Annotated in this window: 16 protein-coding genes and 1 pseudogene; 6 read left to right on the forward strand and 11 right to left on the reverse strand. The window is 50.5% G+C overall.

Going from position 1 to position 15,786, the window contains the following annotated elements; genetic code table 11:
• Window positions 1-12 precede the first annotated feature (12 nt).
• The 4 genes from mgtA (at window position 13) to OGY01_RS17200 (ending at window position 5,965) form a co-directional block, all read left to right on the forward strand.
• Window positions 13-2,721, forward strand: a complete 2,709-nt coding sequence (gene mgtA, locus OGY01_RS17185) for a magnesium-translocating P-type ATPase (RefSeq protein WP_045439174.1) — start codon at window positions 13-15, stop codon at window positions 2,719-2,721.
• Between the two features lie 377 nt (window positions 2,722-3,098).
• On the forward strand, window positions 3,099-4,076 hold the full coding sequence (locus OGY01_RS17190; RefSeq protein WP_045439178.1) for a TRAP transporter substrate-binding protein: 978 nt from the start codon (window positions 3,099-3,101) through the stop codon (window positions 4,074-4,076).
• Window positions 4,077-4,138: 62 nt separating this feature from the next.
• Window positions 4,139-4,648, forward strand: coding sequence for a TRAP transporter small permease (locus tag OGY01_RS17195; RefSeq protein ID WP_045439181.1), 510 nt, complete (start codon window positions 4,139-4,141; stop codon window positions 4,646-4,648).
• A gap of 30 nt (window positions 4,649-4,678) precedes the next feature.
• Complete coding sequence (locus tag OGY01_RS17200; protein WP_045439183.1) at window positions 4,679-5,965, forward strand: TRAP transporter large permease; 1,287 nt, start codon at window positions 4,679-4,681, stop codon at window positions 5,963-5,965.
• Between the two features lie 52 nt (window positions 5,966-6,017).
• Here OGY01_RS17200 and ridA read toward each other — a convergent pair whose 3' ends face one another.
• The 4 genes and pseudogenes from ridA to pyrL all read right to left on the reverse strand — a co-directional run bounded on the left by ridA (window position 6,018) and on the right by pyrL (window position 8,028).
• On the reverse strand, window positions 6,018-6,404 hold the full coding sequence (gene ridA / locus OGY01_RS17205) for a 2-iminobutanoate/2-iminopropanoate deaminase (RefSeq protein ID WP_042321681.1): 387 nt from the start codon (window positions 6,402-6,404) through the stop codon (window positions 6,018-6,020).
• A 76-nt stretch (window positions 6,405-6,480) separates the two neighbouring features.
• The gene (pyrI, locus tag OGY01_RS17210; RefSeq protein ID WP_003025816.1) at window positions 6,481-6,942 is read right to left on the reverse strand and encodes an aspartate carbamoyltransferase regulatory subunit; all 462 of its coding nucleotides are present in this window, start codon (window positions 6,940-6,942) and stop codon (window positions 6,481-6,483) included.
• 12 nt (window positions 6,943-6,954) lie between these two features.
• Window positions 6,955-7,890, reverse strand: a complete 936-nt coding sequence (gene pyrB / locus OGY01_RS17215) for an aspartate carbamoyltransferase (RefSeq protein WP_045439188.1) — start codon at window positions 7,888-7,890, stop codon at window positions 6,955-6,957.
• Between the two features lie 2 nt (window positions 7,891-7,892).
• Window positions 7,893-8,028 (reverse strand): annotated as a pseudogene (pyrL, locus tag OGY01_RS17220) (pyr operon leader peptide).
• Between pyrL and OGY01_RS17225 the strand changes: the two are divergent.
• Window positions 8,008-8,130, forward strand: coding sequence for a hypothetical protein (locus OGY01_RS17225; RefSeq protein ID WP_136345326.1), 123 nt, complete (start codon window positions 8,008-8,010; stop codon window positions 8,128-8,130). The pseudogene pyrL and the gene OGY01_RS17225 overlap by 21 nt on opposite strands.
• Here OGY01_RS17225 and OGY01_RS17230 read toward each other — a convergent pair.
• The 5 genes from OGY01_RS17230 to arcA form a co-directional block, all read right to left on the reverse strand.
• Window positions 8,127-8,606, reverse strand: coding sequence for an arginine repressor (locus OGY01_RS17230; RefSeq protein ID WP_045439191.1), 480 nt, complete (start codon window positions 8,604-8,606; stop codon window positions 8,127-8,129). The genes OGY01_RS17225 and OGY01_RS17230 overlap by 4 nt on opposite strands.
• Window positions 8,607-8,749: 143 nt before the next feature.
• Window positions 8,750-10,153: a YfcC family protein gene (locus OGY01_RS17235; RefSeq protein ID WP_045439193.1), complete on the reverse strand. Its 1,404-nt coding sequence runs from the start codon at window positions 10,151-10,153 to the stop codon at window positions 8,750-8,752.
• 55 nt (window positions 10,154-10,208) lie between these two features.
• Window positions 10,209-11,213 (reverse strand): ornithine carbamoyltransferase, encoded by a 1,005-nt coding sequence (argF, locus tag OGY01_RS17240; protein ID WP_045439195.1) that lies wholly within the window; start codon window positions 11,211-11,213, stop codon window positions 10,209-10,211.
• Between the two features lie 83 nt (window positions 11,214-11,296).
• Window positions 11,297-12,223: a carbamate kinase gene (gene arcC, locus OGY01_RS17245; RefSeq protein ID WP_200012513.1), complete on the reverse strand. Its 927-nt coding sequence runs from the start codon at window positions 12,221-12,223 to the stop codon at window positions 11,297-11,299.
• Window positions 12,224-12,232: 9 nt separating this feature from the next.
• Window positions 12,233-13,453: an arginine deiminase gene (gene arcA / locus OGY01_RS17250; RefSeq protein ID WP_045439201.1), complete on the reverse strand. Its 1,221-nt coding sequence runs from the start codon at window positions 13,451-13,453 to the stop codon at window positions 12,233-12,235.
• A 672-nt stretch (window positions 13,454-14,125) separates the two neighbouring features.
• Between arcA and OGY01_RS17255 the strand changes: the two genes are divergently transcribed.
• Window positions 14,126-14,578 (forward strand): YhcH/YjgK/YiaL family protein, encoded by a 453-nt coding sequence (locus OGY01_RS17255; RefSeq protein WP_045439205.1) that lies wholly within the window; start codon window positions 14,126-14,128, stop codon window positions 14,576-14,578.
• 55 nt (window positions 14,579-14,633) lie between these two features.
• Here the strand turns inward: OGY01_RS17255 and argF (OGY01_RS17260) are convergent, their stop codons facing one another.
• Window positions 14,634-15,638, reverse strand: coding sequence for an ornithine carbamoyltransferase (gene argF / locus OGY01_RS17260; protein ID WP_045439209.1), 1,005 nt, complete (start codon window positions 15,636-15,638; stop codon window positions 14,634-14,636).
• Entirely contained in the window at window positions 15,608-15,709 is a 102-nt protein-coding gene (gene argL / locus OGY01_RS23805; protein ID WP_404842351.1) for a putative translational regulatory protein ArgL, read from the reverse strand. The genes argF (OGY01_RS17260) and argL overlap by 31 nt, the downstream gene beginning before the upstream one ends.
• Window positions 15,710-15,786 lie beyond the last annotated feature (77 nt).

Raw genomic sequence — 15,786 nt, forward strand, 5'->3', positions numbered from 1 at the left:
GGGGGACTGCCTATGTTTAAAAATATTACCCGCCAGCTGTTTGCCCGGCTCAATCGTCATTTGCCTCATCGTCTGGTGCATCGCGATCCATTGCCCAATGCCCAGGCCGTTGCCAGCGCGCCGATCCCACCTTCCCTGAGCGAACATTGCCTGAAAATGGCGCTGATGGAAGAGGAAGCGCTGTGGAAAACGTTTGATGCGCACCCTGAAGGCTTGAACGCCGCTGAAGTGGAAAGTGCCCGTGAGAAACACGGTGAAAACCAGTTGCCGGCACAGAAACCGTTGCCGTGGTGGGTGCATTTGTGGGTCTGTTACCGTAACCCATTTAATATTTTGCTCACCATTCTGGGTGGCATTTCCTATGCCACTGAGGATCTGTTTGCTGCAGGCGTAATTGCCCTGATGGTTGCTATCTCTACGTTACTGAATTTTGTGCAGGAGGCGCGTTCAACCAAAGCGGCAGATGCGCTGAAAGCGATGGTCAGCAACACCGCCACGGTACTGCGGGTGATCAACGAGAAAGGAGAAAACGGCTGGGTAGAGTTGCCGATCGACCAGCTTGTTCCTGGCGACATCATCAAACTGGCGGCAGGCGATATGATCCCGGCTGACTTACGCATCGTTCAGGCGCGTGACCTGTTTGTGGCGCAAGCCTCGCTTACCGGAGAATCACTGCCGGTTGAGAAAGTGGCGAACAGCCGAGACCCGCAGCAAAGCAACCCGCTGGAGTGCGATACCCTGTGCTTTATGGGCACCAACGTGGTGAGCGGTACGGCGCAGGCTATCGTCATTTCTACCGGGGCGAATACCTGGTTTGGACAACTGGCGGGTCGGGTTACTGAGCAGGAAAGCGAGCAGAATGCGTTCCAGAAAGGGATCAGCCGTGTCAGCATGCTGTTGATCCGTTTTATGCTGGTGATGGCACCTGTTGTGCTTATCATCAACGGTTATACCAAAGGCGACTGGTGGGAAGCTGCGCTGTTTGCTCTTTCTGTGGCGGTGGGACTGACGCCGGAAATGCTGCCCATGATCGTCACTTCCACGCTGGCGCGTGGTGCGGTGAAACTGTCGAAGCAAAAAGTTATCGTTAAGCACCTTGATGCCATCCAGAACTTTGGCGCGATGGATATTCTGTGCACCGATAAAACCGGTACGCTAACCCAGGACAAAATCGTGCTGGAGAATCATACCGATATCTCCGGTAAGCCCAGTGAGCATGTGCTGCATTCCGCGTGGCTGAACAGCCATTACCAGACCGGGCTGAAAAACCTGCTGGATACCGCGGTGCTGGAAGGTGTCGATGAAGAATCGGCCCGCCTGCTCTCTACCCGCTGGCAGAAAATCGATGAGATCCCGTTTGATTTCGAGCGCCGCCGGATGTCGGTGGTAGTGGCGGAAGAAACTGATGTGCATCAGCTGGTGTGTAAAGGGGCACTACAGGAGATCCTCAGTGTCTGTACCCAGGTGCGTCACAATGGCGAGATTGTTCCGCTGGATGACAATATGCTGCGTCGGGTTAAACGCGTTACCGATACGCTTAACCGCCAGGGATTGCGCGTGGTGGCTGTGGCGACCAAATACCTGCCTGCACGTGAGGGAGATTATCAGCGTATTGATGAGTCCGACCTGATCCTCGAAGGATACATTGCGTTCCTCGATCCGCCGAAAGAGACCACCGCTCCGGCTCTGAAGGCGCTGAAGGCCAGCGGTATTACGGTGAAAATCCTCACCGGAGACAGCGAACTGGTGGCGGCAAAAGTCTGTCATGAAGTAGGTCTGGATGCGGGCGATGTGGTTATTGGTAGCAGCATTGAAGGGCTAAGCGATGACGAGCTGGCACAACTGGCCCAGAGCACGACGCTGTTTGCCCGTCTTACGCCGATGCACAAAGAGCGCATTGTCACGTTGCTGAAACGCGAAGGTCATGTGGTTGGATTTATGGGCGATGGCATTAACGATGCCCCGGCACTGCGTGCGGCGGATATTGGCATTTCCGTTGATGGTGCGGTAGATATTGCCCGTGAAGCGGCAGATATCATCCTGCTGGAAAAGAGCCTGATGGTACTGGAAGAAGGGGTCATCGAGGGGCGTCGTACCTTCTCGAATATGCTTAAGTATATCAAAATGACCGCCAGCTCTAACTTTGGTAACGTTTTTAGCGTGCTGGTGGCGAGCGCATTTCTGCCTTTCCTGCCAATGTTGCCGCTGCACTTACTGATTCAGAACCTGCTGTATGATGTATCCCAGGTTGCTATTCCTTTTGATAACGTTGATGAAGAGCAGATCAAAAAACCGCAGCGCTGGAATCCTGCCGAACTGGGCCGCTTTATGTTGTTCTTTGGGCCAATCAGCTCCATCTTCGATATTCTGACATTTTGTCTGATGTGGTTCGTCTTCCATGCCAATACGCCAGAACATCAGACGTTGTTCCAGTCTGGCTGGTTTGTGGTGGGTCTGCTGTCGCAAACGCTGATTGTGCATATGATCCGTACCCGCCGTGTACCGTTTATCCAGAGCCGTGCTGCATGGCCGTTAATGCTGATGACGCTGGTGGTCATGGTGGTGGGGATTGCGCTGCCATTCTCACCGTTGGCCAGCTACTTACAATTACAGGCTCTGCCGCTGAGCTACTTCCCGTGGCTGATTGCGATTCTGGCTGGTTACATGACATTGACCCAATTAGTGAAAGGTTTTTATAGCCGTCGTTACGGCTGGCAATAATCTTTTAGTTCTCTGCCGGATAGTGCTTGGGTCACTATCCGGCATTTTTTTATTTCATTCGAAGATATTACTCGACGATATTTCTGTTTTATTTTTATTGAAATACTAACAGGGCAAATTGGTAACAATCCCTTCCTCTCTCTTTGTTTTCTTATCAATAAAACGATCTGCGTTGCAAAAATGAAACACTGTGCTAAAAATTATTAGCGTTGACGTTTTTTTGTGAAGGCAGTCAGTGAAATAAATTGTTACACCAGTTAGTCTGCACAGGTAACGTCGTAAAGAAAGTTTCTCGCTGCCCATTTCTAATTCCGGCAGTCATTTGCTCTGCAAGCTATTCCTGTTAATGGATATTATGAACTTCTGGAGAAGGACAAATGAAACTGACAAAAAACCTGTTAAGTCTGTGCATTGGTGTATCAGTATTACTGACCAGTCATTCAACGTTGGCCCAAACTTTTCGCGCCGCAGATGTTCACCCGGCTGATTACCCGAACGTTGTGGCAGTGAAGCACATGGGAGAGAAGCTGAGTGCTGCAACGGATGGTCGTCTGGAGATTAAAACATTTCCGGGTGGCGTGTTGGGCGACGAAAAACAGATGATTGAGCAGGCACAATTAGGCGCTATCGATATTATTCGTGTCTCGATGACGCCAGTAGCAGCAATACTCCCTGAGATTAACGTGTTTACACTGCCGTATATTTTTCGCGATGAAAACCATATGCATCAGGTGCTTGACGGTATGATTGGCCAGGAAATTGGCGATCGCCTGACGGCAAACAGTAAATCACGTCTGGTGTTTCTCGGCTGGATGGATGCCGGAACACGTAACCTGATTACCAAAAACCCGGTGGTTAAACCGGAAGATTTGCACGGTATGAAAATCCGCGTTCAGGCGAGCCCGATCGCGCTGGATACTTTAAAAGCAATGGGCGCTAACTCCATTGTAATGGGCGTCAGCGAAGTGTTTAGCGGAATGCAGACTGGCGTCATTGACGGAACGGAAAATAACCCGCCAACGTTTGTTGCGCACAACTATTTGCCTGTCGTTAAAAACTATACCTGGAGTAAACATTTTATTATCCCGGAGCTATTTCTTTTCTCGAAGGCTAAATGGGATAAATTGAAAAAAGAGGACCAGGATCTCATCATTAAACTCGCTAAAGAAGCGCAAGTAGAACAGCGCAAGCTCTGGGCTGCCTATAATGAGAAGTCTCTGGAAACCATGAAAGCTAATGGCGTTCAGTTCCATGATATTGATACCGATTATTTCTTTAAAGCCACGCAATCGGTAAGGGATAATTACGGTAAAGAACACCAGGATTTGATCAAACGTATTCAGGATGTGAAGTAATTTATTGGGCGGGTGGGATTAACCATCCGTCTGAATCTTTTGATTAATTCGAGGTGATGATGATGGGTGAATGCTATTCATCAGTAATGGATTTTCTTTACCGGATCTCAATGTGGATTGCCGGAGTCGCATTATTGGTTATGGTCGCCATTATTCCTGTCGGGATATTTGCACGTTATGTTCTGAATAATGCACTGTCATGGCCTGAGCCAGTCGCCATTCTCTGTATGGTGACATTCACCTTTATTGGCGCGGCGGTAAGCTATCGCGCAGGTTCCCATATCGCGGTGAGTATGGTCACTGATCGCCTGGGAGATTCCGCCCGTCGCTACTGCTCGATTGTCGCCGATCTCATGCTGATTGCGATAAGCCTGTTCATTCTCTGGTACGGAACCACGCTGTGTCTTGAATTGTGGGATCAAGCCGTCGCGGAATTCCCGCTTCTCAGTGCCGGGCAAAACTATCTCCCGCTGCCCATTGGTTCTGCCATCACGCTGCTTTTTATTGCTGAAAAGATTTGTCGTGGTCCGCAGTATCAGCGTCCTGTTGTCATGCTGGGATCGACCAGCTAGTTACCGCCCCCATTTCATAAAGGAAAGCAGATGGATGCATTTATTCTCGTCTTTACGCTCGGCATTATGCTGGCGATTGGGGTACCGGTAGCGTACGCGGTTGGTATTAGCGCCATCATTGGGGCCTGGTATATTGATATCCCGCTGGAAGCGGTGATGATCCAACTGACCAGCGGCGTGAACAAGTTTTCATTGCTGGCTATCCCGTTCTTTATTCTGGCCGGAGCGATTATGGCCGAAGGCGGGATTGCTCGTCGGCTGGTGAATTTTGCCTATATTTTCGTTGGCTTCATTCGCGGTGGGCTGTCGCTGGTTAACATTGTGGCTTCCACCTTTTTTGGCGCGATTTCCGGATCGTCCGTGGCAGACACCGCCTCCATCGGTTCGGTGATGATCCCGGAGATGGACAAAAAAGGTTACCCACGTGACTTTGCTGCGGCGGTGACCGCCAGTGGATCGGTACAGGCGATCCTTACGCCACCCAGCCATAACTCCGTTATTTACTCGCTGGCGACCGGCGGTACGGTTTCGATTGCTGCGCTGTTCATCGCCGGGATCCTGCCTGGTTTGTTGTTAAGCTTTAGCCTGATGGTGATGTGCGTGGCGTTTGCGCACAAGCGTGGTTATCCGAAAGGCGAGCGCGTACCGTTTCGTCAGGCATTGAAGATTTTTGTTGATACGCTGTGGGGCCTGATGACGGTGGTTATCATCATGGGCGGCATCCTGTCAGGTATCTTTACCGCGACGGAGTCAGCGGCGATTGCCTGCCTGTGGGCCTTCTTTGTCACGATGTTTATCTATCGCGACTATAAGTGGTCTGAGCTACCGAAACTGATGTTCCGCACGGTGAAAACGGTCACTATCGTCATGATTTTGATTGGTTTTGCTGCCGCGTTCGGCGCGGTGATGACCTATATGCAGTTGCCGATGCGCATCACCGAAGCCTTTACCAGCATCTCGGATAACAAATACGTCATCCTGATGTGTATTAACATTATGCTGCTGCTGATCGGTACATTGATGGATATGGCACCGCTGATCCTGATCCTGACGCCGGTCCTGTTGCCTGTAACCAACGCGCTCGGTATTGATCCGGTCCATTTTGGTATGATCATGCTGGTTAACTTAGGGATTGGGCTAATTACGCCGCCGGTAGGGTCGGTGTTGTTTGTTGCCAGTGCGGTGAGTAAGCAGAAGATTGAACAAGTGGTGAAGGCGATGCTACCGTTCTACGCCGTACTTTTTCTGGTACTGATGTTAGTGACGTATATTCCGGCGATTTCGTTGTTCTTGCCGAAATTGTTTGGCGTGCTGTGATTGCCCTGCAGTGACAAAAATCCGGGCTTTCGCGCCCGGATTTCTTCATTATTTAGCGACGAACGGCGATCGCTTCAATCTCGATTTTCACGTCTTTCGGCAGACGGGCAACTTCCACGCAAGAGCGCGCAGGGAAGGTGGCGTTGTGCTCGGTGAAGAACGCTTCGTAGGTGGCGTTAACGGTGGCGAAATCGTTCAAGTCTTTAACGAACACGGTTGTTTTTACGATGTCGCCGACTTTCAGGCCTGCAGCTTCTACGATAGCCTTCACGTTTTCCAGCGACTGACGCGCCTGAGCGGACACGTCTTCCGATACGCTACCGGTTTTTGGATCGACCGGGATCTGACCGGAAGTGATGATCATGCTACCCAGGTCTACGCCCTGAACGTATGGGCCGATTGCTGCTGGTGCATTTTCCGTCGCGATAGTCTTGCTCATGATTTCTCCTGAATTACAGCGGTAATAGAATGTTCCCGGTCATTATAGGGAGCCGGGAATTCATTACCAACCCCAATTAGTTGGCCAGCACCACATAATGCGAAAACTCTTTTTCACAGTATTTGCATTTGAGTGCGATGTCATCGGCGCGCTTTTTCACTGCAAAACTGGATGAAACCGGCTCAGCATGGCTGATGCAGTTGCTGTTCGGGCATACCAGCACATTATCGATACGCTCCGGCAGGCTGGGACGTGATTTACCCACGACGTCATAGTCGTCAATGCGATTTACCGTCGCTTGTGGAGCGTACAGGGACAACTGGTTAACCTGCTCGTCGGTCAGGAAGGTATTTTCAATTTTAATCAGGTCCTTACGGCCCATCTCGCCAGACGGCAGGTTCAGACCGATAGTGATGCGCTGGTCGGTCTCTGTCAGTTTGAACAGCGTCAGCAGCTTGAAACCAACCTGTGCGGGAATATGGTCAATCACAGTGCCACGTTTGATGGCTTCTACTTGCAGTTTGTTATCGTGTGTCATCGTCATTTCCCCTTACAGTGCCAGATCGCGGTTCAGAACCAGTGCCAGTAACGCCTGGCGAGCGAATATCCCGTTGCCTGCCTGCTGGAAATACCAGGCATGTGGCGTCTTATCAACGTCGGTAGTGATCTCATCGATACGCGGCAGCGGATGCAGAACTTTCATATTCTCTCTCGCACCATTCAGATCGCTGGCGCGCAGAACAAACTGTGCTTTCACGTTGGCGTATTCAGACGGGTCCAGACGTTCTTTCTGTACGCGGGTCATATAGAGAATGTCCACTTCCGCCATCACCTCTTCGATAGTGCCATGCAGGCTCCAGGCGATACCTTTTTCATTCAGCATATCCAGAATGTATTGCGGCATTGCCAGCGCATCCGGGGCGATAAAGTAGAAGCGGTTGCCGTCAAATTTCGCCAGTGCCTGGGTCAGGGAGTGGACGGTACGACCATATTTCAGGTCGCCTACCATCGCTATCTGCAGATTGTCCAGGCGGCCCTGAGTTTCCTGAATGGTGAACAGATCCAGCAGGGTCTGCGTCGGATGCTGGTTGGAGCCGTCACCCGCATTCAGTACCGGCACATTGCCGGAGAATTCAGTTGCCAGACGCGCGGCGCCTTCCTGCGGATGACGCATCACAATGGCATCAACATAGGTGCTGATGACGGAAATGGTGTCGGCCAGCGTTTCACCTTTTTTGCCCAGGGATGTGTTGCTGCTGTCGGAGAACCCAACCACGCTGGCACCCAGACGGTGCATCGAGGTTTCAAATGATAAACGGGTACGGGTTGACGCCTCGAAGAAGCAACTGGCGATTACTTTATGTTTTAACAGTTCCGGTTGCGGGTTTGCTTTGAGTTTCGCCGCCGTCGCGAGGACCAGATTCAGATCATCGCGGCTGAGGTCGTTTATGGAAATGATGTGTTTTTGATAGAGCGGGTTAGCCATGTTTATCTCCTGACGCCTGGGCAAAAAAAAAGCCCCTCAATTGAGGGGCTTGGAATAGGTGATCAACGGGAAGAAAAACGGCAGGCCAGCGTCTTTTTTCAGACGCGGTAAGACAAAATGTCGTACACACTGAACCATACATCCTCCCGGCAAATTGTCCGCGATTATACTCAGCTACGTTATGGGATCAAGCAAATAATGCACAAATTATTCATCGCAAACGGTTCTTATGAATTTTAATTCATCTTTAGTAAATAATTAATTTGCTTGTGGACTAGCGCAGTTCGCTGAACTACCCGAGGTGCGACCCAGACAATACTGCTGCCAGCAACTACCCCCAGAACTTCCGGCAATGCGTGATAATCGAGGATTCTGGCAACGGCCCGGCCATATCCCGCTGCGGTGTGGATAAGGATAAATTCGCTATTGTGCTCTATGCTGACCACCATTTCAGCAATAGAGCGGGCGGCATCCGGCGCAGGGCGCAACTGGGGATTTGTAGAATAAATTTTTTGCCCTTTTGTATTTCTTATTTTTATAGCTCCGAGCAATTTCAGCAGGCGTGAGACAGTAGACTGGCTGATGCCGGCAAACCCCTGGTTTTGTAGTTCACAGCGGATGGCTTCCTGTGACAGGTAGCGTTTTTCTGTAATCAGGCGCTGACAAACCGCCAGCAGCAGTTGCTCTTTGGCAGAGTAATCATCGTATTCCTTCATAAAGACACCTTATATTTATTATTTATATCAATGCGATGGCGAAATTCACCATATTTTCCGTATCGATAACGGATCAAACGGGCGGTTGGGCAGAAAAACGAGAGAGCGCTCAAAAAAGCCGTCGATATCCGACGGCAAAAGGGCTACAGCATGGCGCCAATGCTTAAGACCGCCATGTTCAGCAGCGTGAGAATGAGCAGTAGTGGGGCGACCCATTTCAGGTATCGCACGTAAGGTACGCGAGCAATGGCCAGTCCCCCCATTACCACCGCAGAGGTAGGGGTAACCAGATTCACAATGCCGGAAGCGGACTGGTACGCAGTGACAACCAGATCTCTTTGCACATGGGCGAAGTCTGCCAGCGGAGCCATTATTGGCATGGTAAGTACTGCAAGCCCGGAGGAGGAAGGCACCAGGAAGGACAGCAAAACTTCCAGCCAGTAGGTAACATTGATGAAAATGGTGGTAGAAAGGCCAGAGACTAAATTCTCGGCGCTGTGCAGAATCGTGTGGGTAATCATGCCGTTATCCATCACCACGACGATGCCGCGGGCAATACCGATAATTAGCGCGACACCAAGCAGATCCCGCGCGCCGTCGATGAACGTGCTGGTAAATGCTTCTTCGCTCATTCTGGCTATCACGCCCACGATAATTGCAGCAGCCAGAAAGACGCCGGATATTTCCGCCATCCACCACCCGAGTACAGCGACCCCATAAATCATCACCGCAAAGGCGGCAGCGAAAATAAACAGGATTGCTTTACGCGTAGCCGTGAACTCAAGGTTGGTATCGGCGCGATTACCGAGAAAATGAGCGCGGTTTTCCTCCAGTTTGTCCGCTACGATAGACAGCTCTGGATGACTGCGAACTTTTCGGGCATAGCGCATCACCCACACGACGCAGATAACATACCCGACGAGCAGTAGCAGAATGCGCATCAACATCCCCTGGGTAAAAGGGATCCCGGCTGCGTTAGCAGCGATGACTGTCGCAAAGGGGTTAATCGTCGAACCGAGTGTGCCAATACCAGCGCCGAGCAGAACGGTAGCGGCGGCAACTAACGGATCGAAGCGGGCGGCCATCATTACCGGAACTAATAATGTGTAGAAAGGGAGTGACTCTTCTGCCATCCCGTAAATCGTTCCTCCGGCAGCAAAAAGTCCCATCAGGATGGGGATCATCCACTCCTCTTTACCGTTAAGTCTCACCGTCACGCGTTCAATTCCGGCGTCGATGGCACCTGTTTTATTCACAACCCCCAAAAAACCGCCGATGATCAGGACAAACAACGCCACATCAATTGCACCGGCGGTGTAGGTTTCATGGTTATAAAGACCGTCGATTGGTGCCAGTAATACCGCGGTAAAACCTTGTGGATGGGCCTCTGTGGGGGCGTAAGTGCCAGCAACCGGTACTTCTTTTCCCAGTGTGTCATTCATCGCCATCTGGTATTTCCCTGCCGGGACTATCCAGGTCATGACGGCGACAAGTGCAATGAGAATAAACAGAATGGTATATGCGCTGGGAAATTTGAATTTGCCCATGATGTTCTCCGGATAGCTCGGGCATACGTCGCCTGGCGACATATGCCCTGAGGGATTAGTCGCCGAGTGTCGCTACCATGACCGCTTTGATGGTATGCATCCGGTTCTCTGCTTCGTCGAAGACGATCGAGTGAACTGACTCGAATACTTCTTCTGTGACTTCCAGCCCTTTCAGGCCGTAAGCCGCTTCGATTTCACGTCCTACTTTGGTGTGCTCGTTATGGAAGGCCGGCAGGCAGTGCATAAATTTCACATTAGGGTTGCCGGTGGCCTTGATGACCTGTTGGTTAACCTGGTAGGGCGTCATCAGGCTGACGCGTTCCGCCCATGCTTCTTTTGGCTCGCCCATTGAGACCCAGACATCGGTGTAGAGGAAATCCACGTCGTAGACGCCTTCAGCGACATCGTCGGTGAGCGTAATGCGCGCACCAGTAACACTGGCGATTTCACGGCATTCGGCGACCAGAGCTTCATTTGGCCAGAAGGATTTTGGTGCGACCAGGCGAATATCCATGCCCATTTTTGCCGCGCCGACCATCAGCGAATTGCCCATGTTGTTACGGGCATCCCCGAGGTAAGCAAAACTCAGTTCAGGTAGAGTTCTACCCGGTGCGTGTTCCAGCATTGTCATCAGATCGGCGAGGATCTGCGTAGGGTGAAATTCATTCGTCAGCCCATTCCATACCGGAACACCGGCGTACTCACCCAGCTCCTCAACGATGTCCTGGCCATAGCCACGGTATTCGATGCCGTCATACATACGACCCAAAACGCGGGCGGTATCTTTCATCGACTCTTTATGACCAATCTGCGAGCCGCTTGGGCCGAGATAGGTCACTTGCGCACCCTGGTCGAAAGCGCCGACTTCAAAGGCGCAACGGGTGCGAGTAGAGGTTTTTTCAAAGATCAGCGCGATGTTCTTGCCGATTAGTGTTTGTCTTTCACGCCCGGCTTTTTTCGCGGTTTTTAGCTCGATAGCCAGATCGATGAGGTACTGGATCTCGGTGGGGGTGTAGTCGAGAAGTTTTAGAAAGTTGCGATTTTTCAGTGAAATAGCCATAAATAGGTCCTTAAGTCGTAGTAGGCAGGATGGCAACTTCGCCTTATCCGGCCTGCGGGTTCGTGCCATCAGGTAAAAGGGGTTTATGCGTCGACGGTTTCGCTGCGAATCAGCGTGCCTTTGTCTCCGCTGAGAATGGACGTGCCGTCAGCCAGCGAACCGATGCCCGCAATGCCGTGGCAGCGGCTGACAAACTCGGCGCAGGCCGTGACTTTGGGCCCCATTGAACCGGCGTCGAATTGCATTTCGCTGAGTAGCTCCGGAGTGACCTGAGCCAGCGGGCGTTGAGTGGGTTTGCCCCAGTCGAGGTATACGGCGTCGGCATCTGTCAGGATCAGCAGCGCATTGGCATGGATTTGGCTGGCGAGGAGGGCTGCGGAGAGATCTTTGTCGATCACCGCTTCAATACCGTGGTAGCCATCGGCCTTCTCCACCACGGGCACACCACCGCCACCGTTGCAAATAACCAGATGATCGCGGGCGATCAGGGTACGAATCGCGTCGCTTTCAACAATGCGCTTGGGTTGTGGAGAGGGGACCACCCGGCGGAATGCTTTACCGTCGGCTTTGAAAACCCAGCCCTTTTCCGCCTGTAATGTCCTGGCCTGGATGTTGTCGTAAATCGGTCCGATATATTTGGTTGGGTTGCTGAATGCCGGATCGCTGGCATCGACTTCAACCTGCGTCAGCAGGACGCTAATTTCACGCTGCGGAAGCTGATTTTTCAGCGCCTGCTGTAGCATGTAGCCGATCATGCCCTGGCTCTCCGCGCCGAGAATGTCGAGCGGATAGGGGGTGACGCTGGCGTAGGCACTGTTTTGTAACGCCAGCAGTCCGACCTGCGGGCCGTTGCCATGCACCAGGATCACCCGCCACTGCTGCGTGAGCTGGGCGATGGTTTTTGCTGCCAGCTCAATATTTTTACGTTGAATATCTGCTTCCAGCGGCTCGCCACGTTTGAGCAGCGCGTTGCCACCGAGGGCGACAACCAAAGTAGGTTTGTTTTCCATGACGTCCCCTTAAATACCGTCGCGTTCCAGCGGGCAACTCATGCAGCGCGCACCGCCGCGACCTCGTCCAAGTTCGTCGCCTGGAATGGGTAAAACGGTGATTCCGGCTTTATCGTATTTTTCGTTGGTCCAGATGTTGCGCTCATAACCCACTACGACGCCGGGGCGCAGAGTGAGGACGTTGTTCGCATCATTCCACTGCTCACGTTCGGCTTCGAAAGCGTCACCACCGGTGGTGATTAAGCGAATTTGATCAAGGCCCAGGGCTTTTTCGAGGGCATGTACCAGGGTGTTTTCCTGAGTTCGTTTCAGGCCGCCGCGTCCATCTGGCGTCAGGGTCCAGCACTGAACGTCAGGGCGAACGACTTCCGGGTAGACGGAGAAGGTATCGATATCGATATGGGTCATAACGGTATCGAGATGCATACAGGAGCGATGTTTTGGCAGTTCTACGGCGATCACGCGTTCAGCCTGGCGATGCCTGAATAGCGACTGGGCAAGAAACTCGATTCCCTGTGGGGTTGTCCGTTCAGACATGCCGATCAGCACTGCGCCACGGCCAATGACCAGCACATCACCACCTTCTAACGTGGCATGGTCATAATTAATATTTTCATCACCGAAATATTTAATAAAATCACCATCGGCAAATTGCGGATGCCAGCGATAAATTGCCCGGAGATTATTGGTTTCCCGCTGACGAGCTGTTTTGGCCATCGGATTAATAGACACACCGTTATATATCCAGCATGAAGTGTCGCGAGTAAATAAGTGATTCGGTAATGGCTTCATAATAAAATCATTAATATCATGAGTGTCGACTACCATATTTTTGATTGAAGCGGGGATTTCTCCGTAGGTCAGACCGCCGCTTAAATGCCGGGCGAGTTCCCGGTGCGACATATCTGCCAGCCAGGCGCGAATATCGGTAGCGAAAGCGGGGCCAAGGCGGTAATCAGAAATTTGCGTATCCAGTAACCAGCTTTTTGCGTCAGGGATATCAAGAGTTTGTGTCAATAAATCAGTGAGTAACAGAACTTCAATTCCCTGCTGACGCAGTGTGTCGGCGAAAATGTCATGTTCTTCACCCGCACGTTCTACTGAAAGAACATCATCAAAAAGCAGCTCCTGACAGTTCGATGGCGTCAGCCTTTTTAAACTGAGATTAGGACGATGTAGCATCACGCTACGTAATTGACCGATTTCGGAACCGACATAATGCTTTTCCATCATTATCCCTTTAACGTGATTGTAAAAAATAAAGAGGAGGTGCCTGCAAATAATATTTTTGCAGTCATGATTTTTCAGCTAATTGCGGGATCTATATTTAGACCTTATCTGACATAGAAATGTGATTTCTTTCACAGTAGAGCGGACGTTTTATTTTTCTTTTTTAATATATGACAGAGTTCTGAGAAATTAAAAAAATAATAGGGTGTTGAATTGAATTAATACGCAGGAATATGTCTTGTTATTTGTTTGTGTTAATTGTTTGTGTGTTTTCTTAAATATAGTGAATTTAATAGTTTGTTGATTTTTAATGGTTTATTTTTCATCTTTGAATGGTTATGCGATTTTTTAATTTTATTATTTGTGGTTTAACTTTTATTTTCAAATAAATATGAGGATATACAGGCATTATGAAGGGAGAGTGAAATGTGACCTGTTGCGGGTTTTTCTAATAAAATTTTGTAAAACAGTAGGTTACATAACATCAGGGAAAGAGAGGATCATGAGTTATGCATAGTTTATGCATAACTCATCCTGGATATTAACAACTGACCAACATCATCAGCGATAAACATGCGTTGACGCAAAATATCAGTAACCAGGAGTTGTATGGCAGACGGTTTTTTCGTATAACAACCAAAATGAAACGTTGTTTTAGTTGAGGGTTTTGAAATGATTATTGGCAATATTCACCACCTGGAAGCATGGCTGCCAGAAGAGTTGCGACAGGCGATTGAGCACATTAAAGCGCATGTGACGGATGAAACTGAAAAAGGTAAGCATGACATCGATGGCAATCGCCTGTTTTATCTGATTGCAGAAGATATGACCGAGCCGTTCGAGCAGCGCCGTGCCGAGTACCATGCCCGTTATCTTGATATTCAGATCCTGCTCAAAGGCCAGGAAGGGATGACTTTCAGCACATTGCCTGCGGGTGCGCCGGAGACCGACTGGCTGGAGGATAAAGATATCGCCTTTTTACCGGAAGGGGCTGAGGAGAAAACGGTTGTACTGAATGAAGGTGACTTTGTGGTGTTCTATCCAGGAGAGGTTCATAAGCCGCTGTGTGCGGTGGGTAAGCCTGCGCTGGTACGCAAAGCTGTGGTGAAAATGCTGGTGGCGTAGAATATATTGTGATGCCGGATGAGACGCCATCCGGCACTTCCGTCATGTAATATAGTCACTTCGCTAACGTCGCGACCATCACCGCTTTGATTGTGTGCATGCGGTTTTCTGCCTGATCGAATACCACACTGGCGGGTGACTCGAAGACCTCGTCTGTCACTTCCATACCGCCATGCAGACCGTACTCTTCCGCCATTTTTTTGCCAAGCGTGGTCTGATCGTCATGAAATGCAGGCAAGCAGTGCAAGAATTTCACCTGCGGGTTGCCGGTCAGCTCCATCATGCTGCTGTTGACCTGATATTTACGCAGTAACGCAATACGCTCGGCCCATTTCTCTTTCGCTTCACCCATTGATACCCAAACGTCGGTATAGATGAAATCTGCACCTTTAACGCCTGTGGCAACATCTTCAGTCAGCGTTATATTACCGCCGTTTTTCTGTGCCAGGGCTTTGCATTCCGCAACCAGATTTTCTTCAGGCCAGCAGGCTTGTGGCGCAACCAGACGCAAATCCAGCCCCGTTAACGCTGCTGCTTCCAGCATCGAGTTCCCCATATTGTTGCGGGCATCGCCGGTATATACCAGCGTCATCTCATTAAACGCTTTACCCGGCAGATGTTCTTGCATAGTTAACAGATCGGCCAGTAACTGAGTGGGGTGAAATTCGTTAGTTAACCCATTCCATACCGGAACCCCGGCATACTCCGCCAGTGTCTCAACGACCTCCTGTCCGTGGCCCCGGTACTGAATACCGTCGTACATGCGACCGAGCACTCGGGCGGTATCTTTAATCGACTCTTTATGACCAATCTGACTGCCGCTTGGCCCGAGATACGTTACGCGAGCGCCCTGATCGTATGCGGCAACTTCGAAAGAGCAACGGGTACGGGTCGAGTCTTTTTCGAAGATGAGCGCGATGTTTTTGCCGGTCAGTTTGGCGATCTCTGTGCCGTTTTTCTTATCCACCTTTAGTTGTGCGGCGAGTTGTAGCAGTGATGCGAGTTCAGCAGAGGTGAAATCAAGCAGTTTCAAAAAATGCTTCTGATAAAGTGCAGACATGGTTCCCTCACATGGCTTAAGCCATTTATTGAATTAAAATTCAATTTATATGGATATTTATTCGTTTGCAACCTTGTTTAACAAATCTTTCCTGGAAAGGTGGAGGCAATGTCAGCGGTATGTGACAATAAGAGTATCGGCAGGACAT

Origin of the sequence: Citrobacter sp. Cm038, from assembly GCF_030333105.1 — a bacterium.
In the GTDB taxonomy this organism is placed as follows: Bacteria; Pseudomonadota; Gammaproteobacteria; order Enterobacterales; family Enterobacteriaceae; genus Citrobacter; species Citrobacter murliniae.